This is a genomic window from Arthrobacter oryzae, from assembly GCF_037911235.1.
GTDB classification, from domain to species: Bacteria; Actinomycetota; Actinomycetes; order Actinomycetales; family Micrococcaceae; genus Arthrobacter; species Arthrobacter oryzae_E.
On record NZ_JBBLYW010000025.1, the window covers coordinates 1 to 17,537 of the forward strand.

The window sequence follows — 17,537 nt, forward strand, 5'->3', positions numbered from 1 at the left end:
CTAAACGGCCAATACCACTCTGCCAGCCAGTCCCAGACCAGCCACCACAACCCTCACAGACACTTGCGGCCCCGGCGTTCGTCGTATCTCGCCTTAACGCCAGCGGCCGCCCGCCTTCGCTGGGAAGGTGGGCGGCCGCCGTCGCGCGTTAGTGGGGACTTATGCCTTGTGCGGGGGGCGCGTCATGGACATGACGTCCAGGGCGGTGTCCAGCTGCTCCTCTGTCAGCTCACCGCGCTCCAGGAAGCCCATGGCGACGACGGTCTCGCGGATGGTGAGCCCTTCGGCGACGGCTTTCTTGGCGATCTTCGCGGCGTTTTCGTAGCCGATGTACTTGTTCAGCGGCGTGACGATGGACGGTGAGGCCTCGGCGAGGAAGCGGGCGCGCTCCACGTTGGCGGTGATGCCGTCGATCATCTTGTCAGCCATGACGCGGCTGGTGTTGGCCAGCAGGCGCACGGATTCGAGCAGGTTGGCGGCCATGACAGGGATGCCGACGTTCAGTTCGAAGGCGCCGTTGGTACCGGACCAGGCAATGGCGGTGTCGTTGCCGATGACCTGCGCGCAGACCATGATGGACGCCTCGCAGATGACGGGGTTGACCTTGCCCGGCATGATCGAGGAACCCGGCTGGAGGTCCGGGATGGCGATTTCGCCGAGGCCGGTGTTGGGGCCCGAGCCCATCCAGCGGAGGTCGTTGTTGATCTTCATGAAGGAGATCGCGATGTTGCGCAGCTGGCTGGAGGCTTCGATGAGGCCGTCGCGGTTGGCCTGGGCCTCGAAGTGGTCGCGTGCCTCGGTCAGCGGCAGGCCGGTGTCGGTGGCGAGCAGCTCAATGACGCGCTCCGGGAAGCCGGCCGGGGTGTTGATGCCCGTGCCCACGGCCGTGCCGCCGAGCGGAACCTCGGCCACGCGGGGGAGCGAGGCGTTGATGCGTTCGATGCCGTACCGGACCTGTGCGGCGTAGCCGCCGAACTCCTGGCCCAGGGTCACCGGGGTGGCATCCATGAGGTGCGTGCGGCCGGACTTGACGACGTCCTTGAACTCGACGGCCTTGCGGTCCAGTGAGTCGGCGAGGTAGCCCAGGGCCGGGATGAGGTCGTTGATCAGCGCCGATGTGGCCGCCACGTGGACCGAGGTGGGGAAGACGTCGTTGGAGGACTGCGAGGCGTTGACGTGGTCGTTCGGGTGGACAACCTTGTCGCTGCCCGCGGCCTTGAGGGCCCGGGAGGCAAGCTCCGCGATGACCTCGTTGGTGTTCATGTTGGAGGACGTGCCGGAGCCGGTCTGGAAGACGTCGATGGGGAAGTCGCCGTCGTACTTCCCGGCAGCAACCTCATCGGCGGCGTCCGCGATCGCCTTGGCCAGCTCGCCGTCGAGCACTCCAAGTTCTGCGTTGGCCTGGGCGGCAGCCTTCTTGACCCGGGCTAGGGCCTCGATGTGCGCGCGTTCCAGGGTTTTGCCGGAAATGGGGAAGTTTTCAACTGCACGCTGCGTCTGTGCACGGTACAGGGCGTTCACGGGGACGCGGACTTCGCCCATCGTGTCATGTTCAATGCGGAATTCTTCAGTGGAAGTCATGGGGCTAGCTTAGGGCGATTGGCGGCCTTGGCTGAAACCGTGAAGCGCTTGAGTCAGGCCCGGCCGGGCGTGCGGAGAACGGGGATCTAGAGTTCGCCAATTCCCGAAACGAGGTCGGCGCGGCCCTCTTTGAGGCTGTACGAGAGGCCGATTACCGCAGCGCGTCCGGTTTCAATTGCGTCTGAAATCACACGGGAGCTGTCCACGAGCCGCTGTGAGGTCTGCTTCACGTGCTCCACCACCATGTCGTTGACTTCGGTCTCGTTGTTGCGCAGGGAGGTCAGGACCGACGGTGTGATCCGCTCTACGAGGTCACGGATGAACCCTGTGGGCATCTGCCCGGTCTCCACGGCGTCCTTCGTGGCGCTGACCGCGCCGCAGCTGTCGTGGCCAAGGATCACGATGAGCGGCACGCCCAGAACGCCGATGCTGTACTCCAGGGAGCCCAGAACTGCGTCGTCGATGACCTGGCCGGCGGTGCGGACAACGAAAGCGTCACCCAGGCCGAGGTCAAAGATGATTTCTGCGGCGAGCCGGGAATCCGAGCAGCCGAAGATCACCGCGAAAGGGTGCTGGTTCTCCACCAGCGAGGACCGGCGCGAGGCGTCCTGGTTGGGATGGGAGGATTCTCCGGCGACAAAGCGTTCGTTTCCTTCGCGCAGTCGCCGCCAAGCCAGAGCGGGAGTCAGGTAAGTAGCCACGGGGCCACTTTACGGCGAAGGAGTGGCCGAGGGTGAAACTGTGGCGGCAGGGTTACTTTCCAGGGACTTCACGACGGCGTCTGCAAGGATGGCGAACTCGTCGAGTTGGGCCGTGCCGGTCAAGACAACGGTGGTGCCCTTGTGGTTGAGGACCATGCTTTTCTCACCCTTGCCGGTGTCCCGGAGCTCCCAGTCCAGGCCGCCGGCGGTGCGGCTCCCGGTGACCGGGGCGCCCTTGGTTTGCTGGACCAACCACGTCGGATTCGCTTGGGCGGTTTGGACGAGGCCGATGAATGATTCCTTCGGCGTGAGGTATCCAACCTCCCACGTGGCCACCCCGCTGCCGGTCCCGGACTCCCAGCGCGCGTAATTCGGACTGAATGTGTCGCCGGTCGCGGGTGCCACTGGTGTGAATCCCGCCACATCGGCGGCGTTTTGGGCCACGGCGCTGACGTCGACGTTCGGCCGGTATCCGTCGGTCTTCGGCGACGGGTTCATCAAGACGATGGGGAGGAACGCGGCGACGCTCACCAACAGCGCGATGATCATTCCGATGACCGAGGCATTGGCCCTTTTCGCCGCAGCGGCGCGGATAACAGGCTTAACCACGGGTGCGTCTGGAGTGCCTGCTGCGGCCGCGGGGGTACCCGTGCTGGCCGGGTGGGTTTCGGGAGTGGACTTGTCCTGCGTTTCGCTCACGCTTCTATAGTCGCCCATGTGGAGGCCGTTCTCACATTCCGGCCGGTCCGCTGGTGAGGAACCGCCACGTTTCACGCATCGGTCATCCCATGACCTTCTGATGCTGCCGCGACTATGATCAGTAGCAGAGGAATCACCGTGACGGACTGATACCGGCCGTACGGGTTCAATGATCGCCACTCGAAGAAGAGGTTCACGTGTCACCAGCGCCTATGACCCAGCAGTATTCCACGATTTCGCCGTCGCTTGCCGTAGGCATTGACGAACCGGACCGCAACCTTGCCCTGGAACTTGTCCGCGTCACCGAAGCCGCGGCCATTGCCGGCGGCCACTGGGTTGGCTTTGGCGACAAGAACAAGGCTGACGGCGCAGCCGTCGACGCCATGCGTTCCTTCCTCCAGACCGTCCACTTCAACGGTGTTGTGGTCATCGGTGAGGGCGAGAAGGACGAAGCTCCCATGCTTTTCAATGGCGAGCACGTAGGTGACGGCACCGGCCCCGAGTGCGATGTCGCCGTCGACCCCATTGACGGAACCCGCCTGACCGCCCTGGGCATCAACAACGCCCTTGCTGTCCTCGCTGTCGCCGAGCGCGGCTCCATGTTCGACCCCTCCGCCGTGTTCTACATGGAGAAGCTCGTCACTGGTCCGGAAGCTGCCGACATGGTTGACCTGCGCCTCCCCGTCAAGCAGAACCTGCACTTAATCGCCAAGGCGAAGGGCGTGAAGGTCAACCAGCTGAACGTCATGATCCTGGACCGGGACCGCCACCGTCCGCTCGTGGAGGAAATCCGCGAAGCCGGTGCCCGCACCAAGTTCATCATGGACGGCGACGTCGCAGGCGCCATCGCCGCGGCGCGCTCCGGTACCGGCGTTGACGCGCTCATGGGTATCGGCGGAACGCCCGAAGGCATCGTGGCAGCCTGCGCCATCAAGTCCCTCGGCGGCGTCATCCAGGGCCGTCTCTGGCCCACCAGCGATGACGAGAAGCAGAAGGCCATCGACGCCGGGCACGACCTCGAGCGGGTGCTGTCCACCAACGACCTCGTCTCCAGTGACAACTGCTACTTTGCGGCCACGGGCATCACGGACGGCGACCTGCTCAAGGGCGTGCGCTACTCCAAGGACAAGGTCCTGACCCAGTCCATCGTGATGCGTTCCAAGTCCGGCACCATCCGCTTTGTGGACGGCGAGCACCAGGCAAGCAAGTGGGAAGGCTACGCCCGCAAGAGCTAGTCCCTCCGCTTCACCCCCCGCTTCATTCAGCGCGAACGTACACTTGAGGCCCCCGACACCGGGGCCTCAAGTGTACGTTCGCGCTTTTGTTTGCCGTTTATTGCCGCGCGTCATGGCCGCTCTAACCTTCTCCAGCACGAACGGTTTGTCTCCCTCAAGATCCTCCTTGTAGACCCTGACTTCACGCCAGCCCAGCCGCTCTGTCAGGAATTGGCGGCGAAGATCGTTGCTGACTTGGAGCGGGTCGGCGTGATGACCGCCGTCGTACTGCAAAGCGATCCGTTCCTCGGGGTAGGCCGCATCAGGCCACACGGCCGGCTGTCCCCAGGTATTCCTGATGACGTAATTGAGCAGAGGTTCGCCGGGGCCGGATCGGGAGAGAATCAGGCGCATCCGGGTCTCCTGAGGGGAGTCGGCGCCCACACGAATTTCAGAGAGCGCCAGCCTTGCGGTCTTCATCCCGCGCATTCCCGGATGGGCACCGACCATTCGGCGCAGTTCGGCCAGGGTGCAGAGGCCCTCCTTCGGTCTGGGAAAGTCAGAGCCATGGGCACAGACCAGCGAATCGCCGGCCGCGATGAGCTCATCAACGTTCATCAGCGAGGCAAGGTCAAGCCACGTCCTCGCCGGCGACGTGACCCGGACGCCGTCGTGCATCACAACTTCGCCGACCTTGAACGTTAGGCGGTGACCGACGACGTTGCGCCGCCGCGGTTTGCTGCCGTTCCGTTGCCTGGCCACATGGATGCGCCAGTCCTCCTGCATCCAGGGCGGTAATCCGCACTCCCAGATACGGCCGCCGGAATGATGGGTCAGGACTGAAGTGCTGTCCAGTTCCGTATAGGCCCGAAGGCTTGCAGCGGGACCGCTCGCTCCGTCAAGAGGGACGCGGATGCCACGTGACGGTATGACGACGTCGGGTTGCCTCTGCCGCTTTCGGGTGACACCAAGGTCTCTGGCAGCAAGGTCAGTGAAGGAACCGGCAAGCAGTTCCTGGGGCAGGCGGGTTCCGGGCATGCTTCAGTCTGCACCGGCCAATGGCGCCCGAAGACGTTATCCACAGGTCGGGTTCCCGGGCGCTGCGCGAGCGGACACTTGTGGCCCCAAACGGCCCGCTGCTGGCAGGGGCCGCAAGTGTCCGTTCGCGCTTGGCTTGCGCTCGGGCGAGGGGCCGCAAGTGTCCGTTCGCGCTCTAGGTGGACCAAGGGGGGACGGTGTCAGCTGCGGAGGGCGCGGAGCTTTTCGCGGGCCTTCCGGGCGAGCTGGTACGCGCCGTACCGGGCCTTCTTCACCGGCAGGTCCCACGTCCCGGGGTAGGCGATTTCGCGGCCGCCGAAGGACTTCTTGAATGCCGTAAACCCGGCCCACTTGTGGTTCGGGTCGTCCTCCGGGGCCACGCCCCAGAGATCCACGTGCTTCAGGCCCTTCTCCTTGGCGTCCGCCATGAGCGTCACCAGCAACGGTATGCCGGCACTGAGCTTGCGGTGCGAGTCGTCCAGGGCCGCGTGCGCGTACGTGCGCGTGTCGGCGGAGTCGTAGGCCAGGGCCGCGGCAATCGGGCCGCCGTGGCGTTCGGCGATGAACAGCGTGGCCGCGCCGGCGGGCATGAGGGAACGGGCCACCTGGGTGAGGTACTCATCGCTCTGCGGCTTGAATCCGCTCCGTCTGGCCGTCATGTGCAGGAAGTTCAGAAGCACGCGGATGCCTTCGGGATCCTGTGACGCCCGGAACGTCACGTCCTTCTTGTGGATGTTCCGGTAGAGGTTCCGGTTCACGGGCTTCATGTCGGCCAGGACCTCCTTGAAGTCCCGGTCCAGGTCCACGATCCAGCTCAGTTCCGGCTGCTGGTTGACCGGAGCCGGCCGCAGGCCGCGGCTCCGCAGAACGGTCTGGGAGTCAGCGGCTTCGAATCCTGCGGTGACCGGCTCGATCCGGACAAAGGCTGCCCCGGACTTACGGGCCAGCGCCACGAGAGCCGCCAGGGCGGCGTCGAACGATTCGAGGGAATCAGCTACCGGACCGTACGGGGCGTACAGGACCTTGCCCGCCGGGTTCTTCTCCTCCACGGCAAGGAAGCTCCAGCCGGGACCCGACTGCTCGTGCACCGTGCGCCCGAGGGAACGCTGGAATTCGGCCCACTGGGGCGTCTGCAGGAAATATTCCACCCGGATCAGGCCTCCACTGCGGTGGTCACGGCAAAGGCGACGGCGGTCCCTGCGGAGCCGGCAGCCGGGTGCACGTTCACCGGAGCCTCTGCGGCCGGGAGGAAGGCGCTCGCGCCGCGGTCCAGGTGGAGGTCGCCCTTGGGGGAGTCCAGCAACACGGAGCCGGAGACGACGATAATCACTGCCGCGCCGGACTGCGCCAGCGGAACGGGCGTCCCATCGGGTTCCAGCTCGATCCGCTGCAGCTGGAATTCGCGGAACGGCGGCCGGTAGAGTTCCTGGCCCAGCTCAGACGTCTCCGCCGCCAGCATCGGAACTCCCACCGACTCGAACTCGACAGTGGCCAGCAGCTCGGGCACGTCCACGAATTTGGGTGTCAGCCCGCCGCGGAGCACGTTGTCCGACGACGCCATGACCTCGATGCCGAGACCGTGCAGGTACGCGTGGACATTGCCTGCCGGCAGGTAGACGGCCTCGCCGGGCGCCAGCGAGATCCTGTTCAGCAGCAGCGAGATGAGCACCCCGGGGTCGCCGGGGTAGTGGCCGTGCAGGCTGACCACCGTGGACAGTTCGGTCTGGTAGGGGGCCATCGGCAGCCCGGCCTTCAGGGCTGCCACGAGTTCACGCACCGCGTGCGAGACTGCGTGGCCCCCGCCGATGAGCCTGGTGAAGGCGGCTTTGAGGGCATCGTGCTCCACCGGCGCGGCCAGGTCTTCCACGACGTCGCGGAACACGTGCGGAACGTCAAGTGACATCGCCTGCATGGACGCCGTCAGGTGTTCAAAGAGCGCGCGCGTCGACGCTGCCGGGCGGAAGCCGCAGAGTGCCTCGAAGGGCGTCAGCGCGAAGATCATCTCCGGCTTGTGGTTGTCATCCTTGTAGTTCCGCTCCGCCGCGGAACGGTCGACGCCGGCGGCCTCCTCGCGGGCAAACCCCGCCCTTGCCTGGTCCAGCGTCGGGTGTACCTGAAGGGACAGGGGACTCTCCGCCGCCAGGACCTTGAGCAGGAACGGAAGGCGCGGGCCGAACTCAGCCACGCTGGCATTGCCCAGATGGTGGCCGGGATCGGAGCTGATCAGTGCATCCAAAGGCACGGGTCCGCCGTCGGCCGCTGTCGCTACCGAAGGCGAGTCCGGGTGCGCGCCGACCCACAGCTCAGCCTCCGGCCCGCCGGAGGCCTGCCTGCCCAGCAGCCCGGCAATGGCCGTGGTGGAGCCCCAAGCGTAGGGCCGGAGGACATTCTCGATTTCGTACAAGCCTGGTGTCCTTTACCTCATGGCAGCCGTGCAGCTGCCGCAGATTAATCGATGAGCGCCGACGCCGGTGCGGCGCAAGGTGGTGGGGTCTGGCGCCTAGAGCGGACGGCATTGGCCGTTGGTGGCCACCAGGTCGCGGATCGCCTGCTCATTGCCCTCACGCTTGAACTGGTTGAGCATCTCTTCCGTGATGGGCTCGCCGTCGGGGGTGGTGGTCACGGGAGTGAAGTCTGAGGACGACGGCGACGGCGACGGCTGCGTCAGGGGCGCCGCCGGTGCGGCAGCCATCAGCGGGCCCGCGGCCGGTCCGGCCTGCACGATGGCGTCCTCCGCGGCGGGATCCCCGGCTGCACCCGCCGAACCGCCGGACTGCGCGGCAAGCAGTTGATCAACCTTGCTGTGGATCTGGTCGAAGTCCGGAACCGTGGAGAAGGAGGCGTCGAAGTCCGGCGGTCCGATGGTCAGCCGGCGGACTTCCGTGCCCTTGGCCTTCATGGCCAGATCCACAAAGCTGCCGAGCTGGCTCGCCGAGATGTTGGAGTCCACAACCTTGGTGCCGGCGTTGGCGATGTCCTCGAACTTGGAGAGCAGAGTTGCCGGATCCAGCTGCTTCAGCATCGCCTGCTGGACGCACTGCTGGCGCTGGATGCGGGCGTAGTCGTCTACGAACTCGCGGGAGCGCCCGTACCAAAGGGCGTGGTAGCCGTCCAGGTGCTGATCGCCCGCCGGGATCCAGCCTGTGGGCATTCCGTGGATGCCGTTGGCCTCGTCCACCATGTCGCCGCTCAGGGGCACCCAGCCGCCGGCTTTGATTTTGATGCCGCCCATGGCATCAATGAGCTTTGCGAAGCCCTCCATGTCAACCAGGACGTAGGCCTGCACCGTGATGCCCAGCGAACCGGACACGGCCTCGAGAGTCGCCTGGGCGCCGGGATCGGCCACGCCGGGGTAGAGGTCCGTGTGTTCGTTGGTTACTTCGGTGTTGATCGCGTTGATCAGGCATTCATTGCCGCAGTCGTAGCCATCCGGGTAGACCTGCCGCATGGGGGAGTCTTCGCTGAACTGGGCATTCTGCAGGTTGCGAGGGACCGAAATGATGGCGGTCTGGCCGGTCTTGGCGTCGACGCTGAGGACGGACAGGCTGTCCGGGCGGCGCCCCGTGCGGTCGTCGCCGGCGTCGCCGCCCATCATCAGGAAGTTGTAGCGGCCGTCCACGGGATCGATCGCCGGGCCGGCGGAGAAGATGCTGCCGATCGCGTTCCGGCTTACATTCAGCAAGTACGCCGCATACCCCAGCGTGCCGCTGCTGAGCACCATTGCCACGACCAGTGCGACGCCGACGATAGGCCTCATTCCGGGAGCCAGCAGGACCGGCCGGATGAGCCGGAGGGTGTTGACGAACAGCGCGGCCCAGCCCAGGGCCAGGGCAATAAGGATGACGATGATGAGGAGGGAGGCCACGGGATTCGTGACGATCCCGATCAGGAGCGTGCGGTTGGCCAGCAGCAGCACCAGGGCCACGATGAGCAGTCCCCAGACGGCAAGCGTCACCCGGAGGGCAATCCTTCCCAGCTTGCGGTCACCGGCCACGATCTGGGCGCTGCCCGGGACGAGCAGTGTCAGCAGCAGGAGGACGAACGCGCGCTTCGTCCGGACGGGCGCCGGAGCATTCGCGGGGTTGCGGACGGGGTCCGTCAGGGTCTGCTGCGGCGCCTCGGGGCGGTAGTGGCTGGTGGTCATCTGCTGATTCCTAACGGCTGCCCCGGAGAACGACGTTGCCGTCGGAGAACACTTCGCTGACCTTGTGCCGCAGGCTCGCGCCCTTGCGGGTGGCGACGTCGTTGAGTTCCTGCGCGAACTCAATCAGGTCCCCGCGCAGGCGGACGGCGAGGTCGTCGGTTCCGGATGCCAGCATCCGGACGGCGAGCAGGCCGGCGTTCCGCGCCCCTGCGATCGACACCGTGGCCACCGGAACACCGGCGGGCATCTGGACGATGGACAGCAGCGAGTCCATGCCGTCGAGCGTCTTGAGCGGGACGGGGACACCGATGACCGGCAGCGGCGTCACCGACGCCAGCATGCCGGGCAGGTGTGCCGCGCCGCCGGCGCCCGCAATGATGACGCGCAGTCCGCGCTCATGCGCCGTCTGGCCGTAGCGGATCATTTCGGTGGGCATCCGGTGGGCCGAGACCACGTCGGCTTCGAACGGGATGCCGAATTCGGCCAAGGCCTCCGCCGCAGCCTCCATGACCGGCCAGTCTGAGTCGGAGCCCATGACTAGGCCCACGATCGGCCCGACGGCGTCCGTTTCGGCCGGGCGGGTTGACGCTGCAGGCGTGCTCATACGGTTCCCTCGGAGTTCCCTGGTGCTGGCCGGACCGGAGCACGGCCGTCCCTGATGATGTTGGCTACGGTGGTGGCGCGCTGCCGGACGGAATCGACATCGGAAGCTGCTGCCCCCACGAGGTTTACGTGGCCGATCTTCCTGCCGGGCCGGACGGCCTTTCCATAGCAGTGGATTTTCGCGGCCGGCTCGCTGGCCATGGCCAGCGGATACGCCGAGAACAGTTCCTGGTTGTCGCCGCCGAGGAAATTCTTCATCACAACAATCGGCCCCAGCACATCGGTGGCGCCAAGCGGGAGGTTCAATACGGCGCGCAGGTGCTGCTCGAACTGGCTCGTTACTGATCCGTCCTGTGTCCAGTGGCCGGTATTGTGCGGCCGCATGGCGAGCTCGTTGATCAGGAAGCCGGACCCGACGCCGGGAGTTTCGAACAGCTCCACGGCCATGACGCCGGTGACTCCCAGTTCGTTGGCGATGCGGATGGCTGCGTCTTCGGCTGCCGCTGCCACCTCAAGGGGTATGTCCTGGGCGGGGGCGATCACTTCGTCGCAGACTCCGTCCACCTGGATGGTGTGCACAACCGGCCAGGCCCGGGATTCGCCGTCGGGAGTCCTGGCCACGAGCGCGGACAGTTCACGGCTGAACTCCACTTTGGCCTCCGCCAGCAGGGGAGTCATGGCCTCGAACCAGTCAGCGGTGCCGGCGGCTTCCTCGGCGGAGCCGACGATGCGGACGCCTTTGCCGTCGTAGCCGCCGCGTGGCGTCTTCAGCACCACCGGCCAGCCGGTCTTTTCGCCGAACGCAACCAGGGCTTCGACGTCGGCGACGGAAGCCCAGGCCGGGTTCGGCAACTCCAGCCTGTCAATTGCAGCGCGCATCACCAGTTTGTCCTGCGCGTGGACCAGCGCGTCCGGGCCGGGCTGCACGTTGACGCCGGCCTCCTGCAGGGCCCGCAGGTGGTCGTTGGGGACGTGTTCATGATCGAACGTCATGACGTCCAGGCCCTGTGCAAACTCGAGGAGGGCGTCGAGGTCCTTGTAGTCGCCCACCGGCGATGTCGGTACAGCGGAGACCGCCGAAACGTCTTCACCCTCGACCAGGACGCGGAGTTCAAAGCCCAGGGCCGTTGCGGCGGGGGCCATCATGCGGGCAAGCTGGCCGCCGCCAACTACGCCTATTACTGGAAAAGTCACAAGAGCCAGCCTACAGAAGAGCAGGGGAGTTCCGGGATTCACCACCGTTTCGGCCCGGAATTTGCGTCATTTCGAGGAGCGCCGGTGTCTGCGCCGCGGACCCGTCGGGACTGCTTCCTGCTGACGGGCTAAAATGGGTACTTGGCCCTGTGGCCTGAAATTTCAGACGGCCATGGAGGGTCATGTTTTACACACTTGCAGAACGTTTGCGCGGACTCGCCTCGCTTTTCTGGCGCGAGGTGGCCAAGTTCGGCGCCGTCGGCGGTGTCGCCTTCGTTATCGATAACGGCCTGACCTACTACCTGATGCACGGTCCCATGACGGACAGCGAGGCGAAGGCGAGGTTCGTGGGCGCCACGGTCGCAACCATCTTCTCCTGGATCGCCAACCGGTTCTGGACCTTCCGCCACCGCCGCCAGGACAACGTGATCCGCGAGTTCTTCATGTTCGTCCTGATCAACGGCATCGGCATCGGCATCTCCACGGGATTCACTGCCCTGGCCAAGTACTCCTTCGGCATCACGGACAAGAACATGCTGTTCCTGGCCGGCGTGGCCGGCATCCTCGTCGCCACAGTGGTGCGCTTCTTCGCCTACCGGTTCCTGGTCTTCAATAAGGAACTCGACGAAGAGCCGGCATTCTCGCACGACCACGAAATCATCGAACTGCACCACCACCACGACAAGCACGCGGTCCACGTTCCCGGCGGCGAAGTTCCCGGGAATGCACCGACTGCAAGGGTCCAGGATCCGGATCTCCCCGGTCCGAGCCACAGCAGCTAGGCCCGCAGGCCAGACCCGCCGGAGCCAGGTCCGCGCCGGCCGGAAAGTCAGTCTCCCTGCACGCGCTCGTCGCCGAGGAGCTTGTCTGTCACCGTGACGTCAGGGTGGACCAGCACGACTGAACCATCGTTGCGCCAGGCCCCCAGGGACTGGACAAGGGCTGCCTCGAGGCCGTCGCCGGCCCGGACCAGCAGCCGCACTCCGGTGTCATGCGTGGCGGCGAATCCGTCGAGCAAGTCTGAGTGCAGGTGCGGGGTGCCAGCGGAAGACACGATCGCCCGCCGGGACGCATCCGGATCCTCATGTGCCATGAAGACGTCGCCATGCGACCGCACTTCGGCGGCAAAATCAACGACGCCGGGCGGCAGCTCACCGGGCCAGCGCATGGCGAGGGCCGGAAGCGGCACGGCTATGACGGCGTCGAACCCGGCGCCCTCGGTTCCCGCCTCCGGTGCCAGTGTGGCGAGGAGTTCGGCGTCCGCGGAGTCAAGGACAACTTCCATTCCGAGCTGCCAGGCGGCAAGGGCCAGGATCATGGACTTCCAGTGCGCCGGCAGGTCCAGCCGCAGCCGCATCCCGGGTTCGGCATCGAGCTCGTCCTGCAGCAGGTTGCTCGTTTTTGCCACCCAGTTGTCCAGGACACGGCCGGAGAGCTCCACCCTCTCGGCGTCCGGTCCGTACCAAGTCAGTCGCGGTGAGGTGGAGTGGCCGGAACGCAGTGCAGTCATCAAGTCGATCGCCGGGATGCTCATGCCAACATCTTGCCACGGTGCCTGCCGGGCCGGGAGATGGTGCACACGGGTCCGGACTGAAGCGCCGTGATCCGCTCGCGCCCCGCAACCTGTGATATTCGTCACTCGCATCTTTGGTCACTTTGATTGCGTAAAGCGCCTTCGCGGCACCGGCGGTGCAGGATTCCCGGGAAATTCCCAGAAACTAGTCAGTATGCTGTCAAATTTGGCGGGATGGCGCGGCGGGAGCCGAAAAATCACGGGCGTGGCGTGGCGGCGGTTTGCGCGCGAAGTTGATTATTATCCCGGCTGCCGCTTGACTCCCAACGACTTACACACGTGTAATTAGTTATCGAACGCCATTGCGCAAATACGGGGCACACAACCGAGTGTCCAGGTACTACGTCAGGGGCAGCAACATCAGGAGGGACGCCACAAATGGGGCAAGTTGAGCGTATCCAGGAAGATGCCGTCGTCGCCGGTCAGGCGTCGGCAAAGTACCGTTCGCGGGGCGTGCCAAGTGATTGGTATGTGGATCCGGCCGATCCGGATGCAGCCGAACGGTACAACCAAAGCACTAACGATTCACTGCAGGACCAGGCCACGGCCTTTTTGGCAGCACATGAAGCACTCCTGGCGGGCAACCCCGACCAGGACAACGATCTCGACGATCCTCCGATGGAACTGCAGACACTCCACTCGGAAACCACCGCGCAACCGGTCTGGATCGGGCTCCCGTTCGAGCAGGACTTCGATGACGAAGGTGAACTCGGATGGCAGACGGACGCATTATGCGCCCAGACCGATCCCGAGGCATTCTTTCCCGAAAAGGGCGGCTCTACCCGCGACGCCAAAAAAGTCTGCGGCGCCTGCAACGTCCGCTCCCAGTGCCTTGAATACGCACTGTCGAACGACGAACGCTTCGGTATTTGGGGAGGCCTCTCCGAGCGCGAGCGCCGTCGGCTGAGGAAGCGAGCAGTCTAATTCTTCAGGTAGTACATGTCACCGCCGTTGTGGTCTCCCACAACGGCGGTGACTATCTTCCCAGGACCCTGGCGGCTTTGTCGGACCAGACCCGTCCGGTGGACGCCTTCATCGGCGTAGACACCGGTTCACGAGACAATTCCCTGCCCCTGCTTCAGCAGGCTTTCGGCGAGGCCAATGTCACCACCTTCCAGCAGGGGAGGAGCGGGCTGGGGGATGCGGTCAAGGCCGGCCTGGCCGCCCTTGCCCCCCGGAATGCCGACCTGCGGAGTCCTGACGTGCAGGGAGCGGGCACCGAGTGGATCTGGCTACTTCACGACGATGCCGCTCCTGCGCCGGAAGCCCTTGCCGAACTCCTCCATGCCGTGGAGCGGGCACCGTCCGTGACGGTGGCAGGCTGCAAGCAGCTGGACTGGGACGCCAGGCGCCGGCTGATCGACGTCGGACTTTCCACTAGCCGCTGGGCCGAACGGCTGACCCTCATCGAGGCAGACGAACTCGACCAGGGGCAGTACGACGGCCGCAGCGATACTTTCGCGGTCAACTCCGCCGGCATGCTGGTGCGGCGAGACGTCTGGGAAGAACTGGGCGGCTTTGACCACGCCCTGCCCGGCACCGGGGACGATGTCGACTTCTGCTGGCGCAACCGCCTGGCCGGACACCGCGTCGTCGTGGTGCCCACCGCACGGATGTTCCACGTCTCGCATCGTCCGCACGCGCTGGGAAGCGCCGGCGCGGCACGCAAGGCCCAGGTTTACCTGCGCCTCAAGCACTCCGTGGCGTGGAAACTGCCGCTGCATGCCGCAGGGGCGTTGCTGGGGAGCCTCTTCAAGCTCGTGCTGAGCATCGCCGTCAAGGACCCCGGCTACGGATTCTCCCAGCTCATGGCGACGTTCGTGGCGTTGGGCCGCCCCGGGGCCGTGATCCGCGGACGCCGCGATGCAGCACGGACGCGGCGGATCCGCCGCTCGGTCATCAAAGGACTCCAGACCCCGCGGCGCGAGGTCTGGGCACACCGGCGTTCCCTCATCGAAGCCCTGGGCTCCGATGATTCGGACTCCGACGCGGCAAGGACCGACCCGCTGGCCGAACAACCCAGCGGTGACTCCACGGACGACTTCGCGGCGCTCAGCACGTCGGAACGCGGCTGGGTGGGCAACGGTGCCCTGCTTGCCGTGATCCTGACAACAGCAGCCTCGCTGATCGGGCTTTCCGGCTTTTTCCGCGCCGAAGCTGTTACCGGCGGTGCCCTGATCCCGGTGTCGTCCAAATTGGCGGACATCTGGCATCACGCGACCAGCTGGTGGATCGGGCTCGGCGCCGGACTACCCGGCCACGGCGACCCCTTCGCCTTCCTGCTGTGGATCCTTGGCCTTGTCGGCGGAGGGGACGCAAACGGCGCCCTCGCCTGGCTGCTGCTCCTGGCCATGCCGCTCGCCGGCTTGCTTGCCTGGTTCGCAGCCGGCGGGCTGACCACGCGCCGCCGGTTCCGCCTCGTGGCAGCACTCGTATGGGGCGGGGCACCCGCCCTGCAAGTTGCGCTGAACCAAGGGCGCTTGGGCGCACTTGTCGCGCACATCATGGTGCCGCTGCTGGTCCTCGCGCTGCTGCGCGCCACAGGTACTGCCCGCGGCCAGGGCCGCTTCGCTGTCCCCGAACCGGGAGACCCGCGCTTCCTGGAAAAGCCGCCCGCAAAGCCGGGCGTTAACGGCACTCCTTCGTGGACGGCCGCAGCGGCTGCCGGCCTGGCCCTGGCTGTTGTGGCGGCAGCGGCGCCGTCGCTGCTGCTTCCATCCGCCGTCGTGGTTGTCCTCACCGGGGTCCTGCTGGGCAGGCGCGGCCGCACTGTGTGGTGGGCGCTGCTGCCGAGTGCCGCACTTTTCGTTCCGTTCGGAATCTCCGTGCTGGAACGCCCGCGGGCCCTGCTGGCCGATCCCGGCGTTCCGCTCGGATTTGAAGGCGCCCCGTTGTGGCAGCAGATCCTGGGACAGCCGCTGTATTTTGACGCCGACGGCGGTTTGGCCGGCCTTCCGGTCTTCGACGGCTCGGCCGTCCCCTGGGCGCTGCTCCTGGCCCTCCTGATCGGGTTTCCGGTCCTGGCCCTCGCAACGGCGGCGCTCTTTGTCCCGGGCAAGCGCACCCGCGTGGCACGCGCCTTATGGGTAGCGGCCCTGATCATCCTTGCGGGGGGCTGGCTCGCCGGCCACGTCGCCACCGCTGCCAGCGCCGACGCCCTCGTTACGCCCTTCACGGGACCGGCAGTGTCAGCGTCCGGATTTCTGCTGCTGGGGGCCGCCCTGATCGGGGCCGACGGCCTGCTCTGCTTCGCCGAGAAGACGGCAGCCGCCCCGGCTGCCCGCCGGATGGCCCTCCAGTCCCTGTCCGTCCTGGCCATCGTGCTGCTCCTCGCCGGACCTGTGGCCGGAATGACCGCCTGGGCCGCCCGGAACCTCTTGCAGTCGGCATCCGGGGCTGCGCCCGCAGCGGGGGCAACGTTCCCTCTGGGAACCCCGCGGCAGATTGTGCCCACAGCCGCCCGCACCTTGCCGGCAACGGCCATCGACCGCGGCCAAGGTCCTGAGCAGACACGGACACTGGTCATCGACACGGTGGAGGACGGCAGTTTTGACGCGTCCATCGTGCGGGGAGCCGGGACTACCCTGGACGGCCTGTCCACCATCGCCGCCGCCCGCAACATCATGGGGGAGCCCGGCGAGGAGACCGTCAGGGATGACGACGCCGCCACGGCAGCCCTTCGCAGCGTCGTCGCCACGGTGGTGGCAGGCCAGGGCGTTGACCCGCGTCCGGACCTGGAACGCCTGGGGGCGGGATTCGTGGTCCTGCGGGCCTCGGACACCGCTGCGCAGCTGACGGCGAGTCGGATGGATGCCGTGCCCGGGCTGGTGGCAGTGGGGCAAACCAACGTCGGATGGCTCTGGCGGATCAGCCCGCTCAACCAGCCTGTCATAGACGCCGCCGACGTTGCCCACCGCGTGCGCATCGTGGACGGCACCGGCGCCGCAATCGGCCTCTTGCCCTCGGGACTGGAAACTGTTGATGCCGCTGTTCCGGAGGGGCCGGAAGGTCGCCTTGTGGTTCTTGCTGAGCGGTCCGATCCCGGATGGTCCGCATGGATGGATGGCAGGCGGCTGAAGTCCACCACGTCCGGCTGGTCCCAGGCGTTCACCCTCCCGGCCCAAGGGGGCCAGCTCACCATCCGCTACGAAAGCCCGTGGGCAGTATGGACCGCCGTCGCGCAGGCAACTGTCATTGGCCTGACCGTCCTGCTGGCCATCCCCATGCCCGCCCGCCGGCCGAACACCGGCCTGTCCCGGGACGAAGGCTCCCTGCGTAAGGAACATCAGCATGCATAAGGACGGGAACGACGACGGCGTGCCGCAGGGCAACCAGGACGACGTCACTTCTGCGGGGCCCGGGCCTGCTCCTGCAGCTCCCGGGTCCGCTCCCGCAGCCGGGCGCCTGGGGGCACTCGCCGCACGCGGATTGGCTGCACGCGGGGGTTCTGTCCGTGGAACGGTCGCCGGACTCGCTTCCGCGGTGGTGATCGTGGCCGCCGCCGGGAGCCTGGTTGCGGCAGCGTCGATGGGGCCCCGGAATGCCGGCGGCCGCCCGTTTGAAGCACCGCCGGCGGCAGTCCCCGCCGGCAGCAACGTAGGGATCTGCCCCGGCCCCGCCCGCCTGTTGGAGGGAACCCCCGTAGGCACGGACCCGCAATTCAGCCCGGAATCGGCCACCGCCAGGACCCTGGTCAATGCGGCCGTTCTGAGCACCAATGCAGGCGTGCTGCCCGGAAGCCGGCTCGCCGAAATCAACGGCAATCCGATCGCGGAAATCGCCAAGGATCC

14 protein-coding genes and 1 pseudogene are annotated in these 17,537 nt (G+C 66.4%); 5 read left to right on the forward strand and 10 right to left on the reverse strand.

From position 1 onward, the window contains the following. Positions 1-159 precede the first annotated feature (159 nt). The 3 genes from WMN78_RS08160 to WMN78_RS08170 form a co-directional block, all read right to left on the reverse strand. A complete protein-coding gene (locus WMN78_RS08160; protein WP_340533208.1) occupies positions 160-1,581 on the reverse strand; it encodes a class II fumarate hydratase in 1,422 nt (473 codons plus the stop codon). A gap of 86 nt (positions 1,582-1,667) precedes the next feature. Continuing rightward, a complete protein-coding gene (locus WMN78_RS08165) occupies positions 1,668-2,282 on the reverse strand; it encodes a carbonic anhydrase (RefSeq protein WP_305940179.1) in 615 nt (204 codons plus the stop codon). 9 nt (positions 2,283-2,291) lie between these two features. Continuing rightward, positions 2,292-2,999, reverse strand: a complete 708-nt coding sequence (locus tag WMN78_RS08170; protein WP_340533210.1) for a DUF4245 domain-containing protein — start codon at positions 2,997-2,999, stop codon at positions 2,292-2,294. A 194-nt stretch (positions 3,000-3,193) separates the two neighbouring features. On the opposite strand from WMN78_RS08170, the gene glpX reads away from it, so the two are divergent. Then, positions 3,194-4,216 carry a class II fructose-bisphosphatase gene (gene glpX, locus WMN78_RS08175; RefSeq protein WP_175417425.1) on the forward strand — a complete coding sequence of 341 codons (1,023 nt, stop codon included), beginning with the start codon at positions 3,194-3,196 and terminating at the stop codon, positions 4,214-4,216. A 66-nt stretch (positions 4,217-4,282) separates the two neighbouring features. On the opposite strand, the gene WMN78_RS08180 is transcribed toward glpX, so the two are convergent. From WMN78_RS08180 to WMN78_RS08205, 6 genes are all read right to left on the reverse strand, one after another. Beyond that, positions 4,283-4,981, reverse strand: coding sequence for a hypothetical protein (locus tag WMN78_RS08180; RefSeq protein WP_340533213.1), 699 nt, complete (start codon positions 4,979-4,981; stop codon positions 4,283-4,285). A 452-nt stretch (positions 4,982-5,433) separates the two neighbouring features. After that, positions 5,434-6,381 (reverse strand): lipid II:glycine glycyltransferase FemX, encoded by a 948-nt coding sequence (locus WMN78_RS08185; protein WP_340533215.1) that lies wholly within the window; start codon positions 6,379-6,381, stop codon positions 5,434-5,436. Positions 6,382-6,386: 5 nt separating this feature from the next. After that, positions 6,387-7,637, reverse strand: a complete 1,251-nt coding sequence (manA, locus tag WMN78_RS08190; RefSeq protein WP_340533217.1) for a mannose-6-phosphate isomerase, class I — start codon at positions 7,635-7,637, stop codon at positions 6,387-6,389. A 96-nt stretch (positions 7,638-7,733) separates the two neighbouring features. Further along, complete coding sequence (locus WMN78_RS08195; RefSeq protein WP_340533219.1) at positions 7,734-9,377, reverse strand: LCP family protein; 1,644 nt, start codon at positions 9,375-9,377, stop codon at positions 7,734-7,736. A gap of 10 nt (positions 9,378-9,387) precedes the next feature. After that, positions 9,388-9,981 (reverse strand): 5-(carboxyamino)imidazole ribonucleotide mutase, encoded by a 594-nt coding sequence (gene purE / locus WMN78_RS08200; protein WP_340533220.1) that lies wholly within the window; start codon positions 9,979-9,981, stop codon positions 9,388-9,390. After that, positions 9,978-11,174: a 5-(carboxyamino)imidazole ribonucleotide synthase gene (locus WMN78_RS08205; RefSeq protein ID WP_425341134.1), complete on the reverse strand. Its 1,197-nt coding sequence runs from the start codon at positions 11,172-11,174 to the stop codon at positions 9,978-9,980. The genes purE and WMN78_RS08205 overlap by 4 nt, the downstream gene beginning before the upstream one ends. A gap of 182 nt (positions 11,175-11,356) precedes the next feature. Between WMN78_RS08205 and WMN78_RS08210 the strand changes: the two genes are divergently transcribed. Further along, positions 11,357-11,956 carry a GtrA family protein gene (locus tag WMN78_RS08210; RefSeq protein WP_340533221.1) on the forward strand — a complete coding sequence of 200 codons (600 nt, stop codon included), beginning with the start codon at positions 11,357-11,359 and terminating at the stop codon, positions 11,954-11,956. Between the two features lie 47 nt (positions 11,957-12,003). Here the strand turns inward: WMN78_RS08210 and WMN78_RS08215 are convergent, their stop codons facing one another. Further along, on the reverse strand, positions 12,004-12,708 hold the full coding sequence (locus WMN78_RS08215; protein ID WP_340533222.1) for a TIGR03089 family protein: 705 nt from the start codon (positions 12,706-12,708) through the stop codon (positions 12,004-12,006). A gap of 417 nt (positions 12,709-13,125) precedes the next feature. Here WMN78_RS08215 and WMN78_RS08220 point away from each other — a divergent pair, with 417 nt between their 5' ends. The 3 genes and pseudogenes from WMN78_RS08220 to WMN78_RS08230 all read left to right on the forward strand — a co-directional run. After that, complete coding sequence (locus WMN78_RS08220) at positions 13,126-13,671, forward strand: WhiB family transcriptional regulator (RefSeq protein WP_340533223.1); 546 nt, start codon at positions 13,126-13,128, stop codon at positions 13,669-13,671. A gap of 29 nt (positions 13,672-13,700) precedes the next feature. Beyond that, positions 13,701-17,045, forward strand: coding sequence for a glycosyltransferase (locus WMN78_RS08225; RefSeq protein WP_425341135.1), 3,345 nt, complete (start codon positions 13,701-13,703; stop codon positions 17,043-17,045). Next, positions 17,038-17,537, forward strand: a pseudogene (locus WMN78_RS08230) (DUF5719 family protein); the annotation flags it as partial. The gene WMN78_RS08225 and the pseudogene WMN78_RS08230, both read left to right, overlap by 8 nt.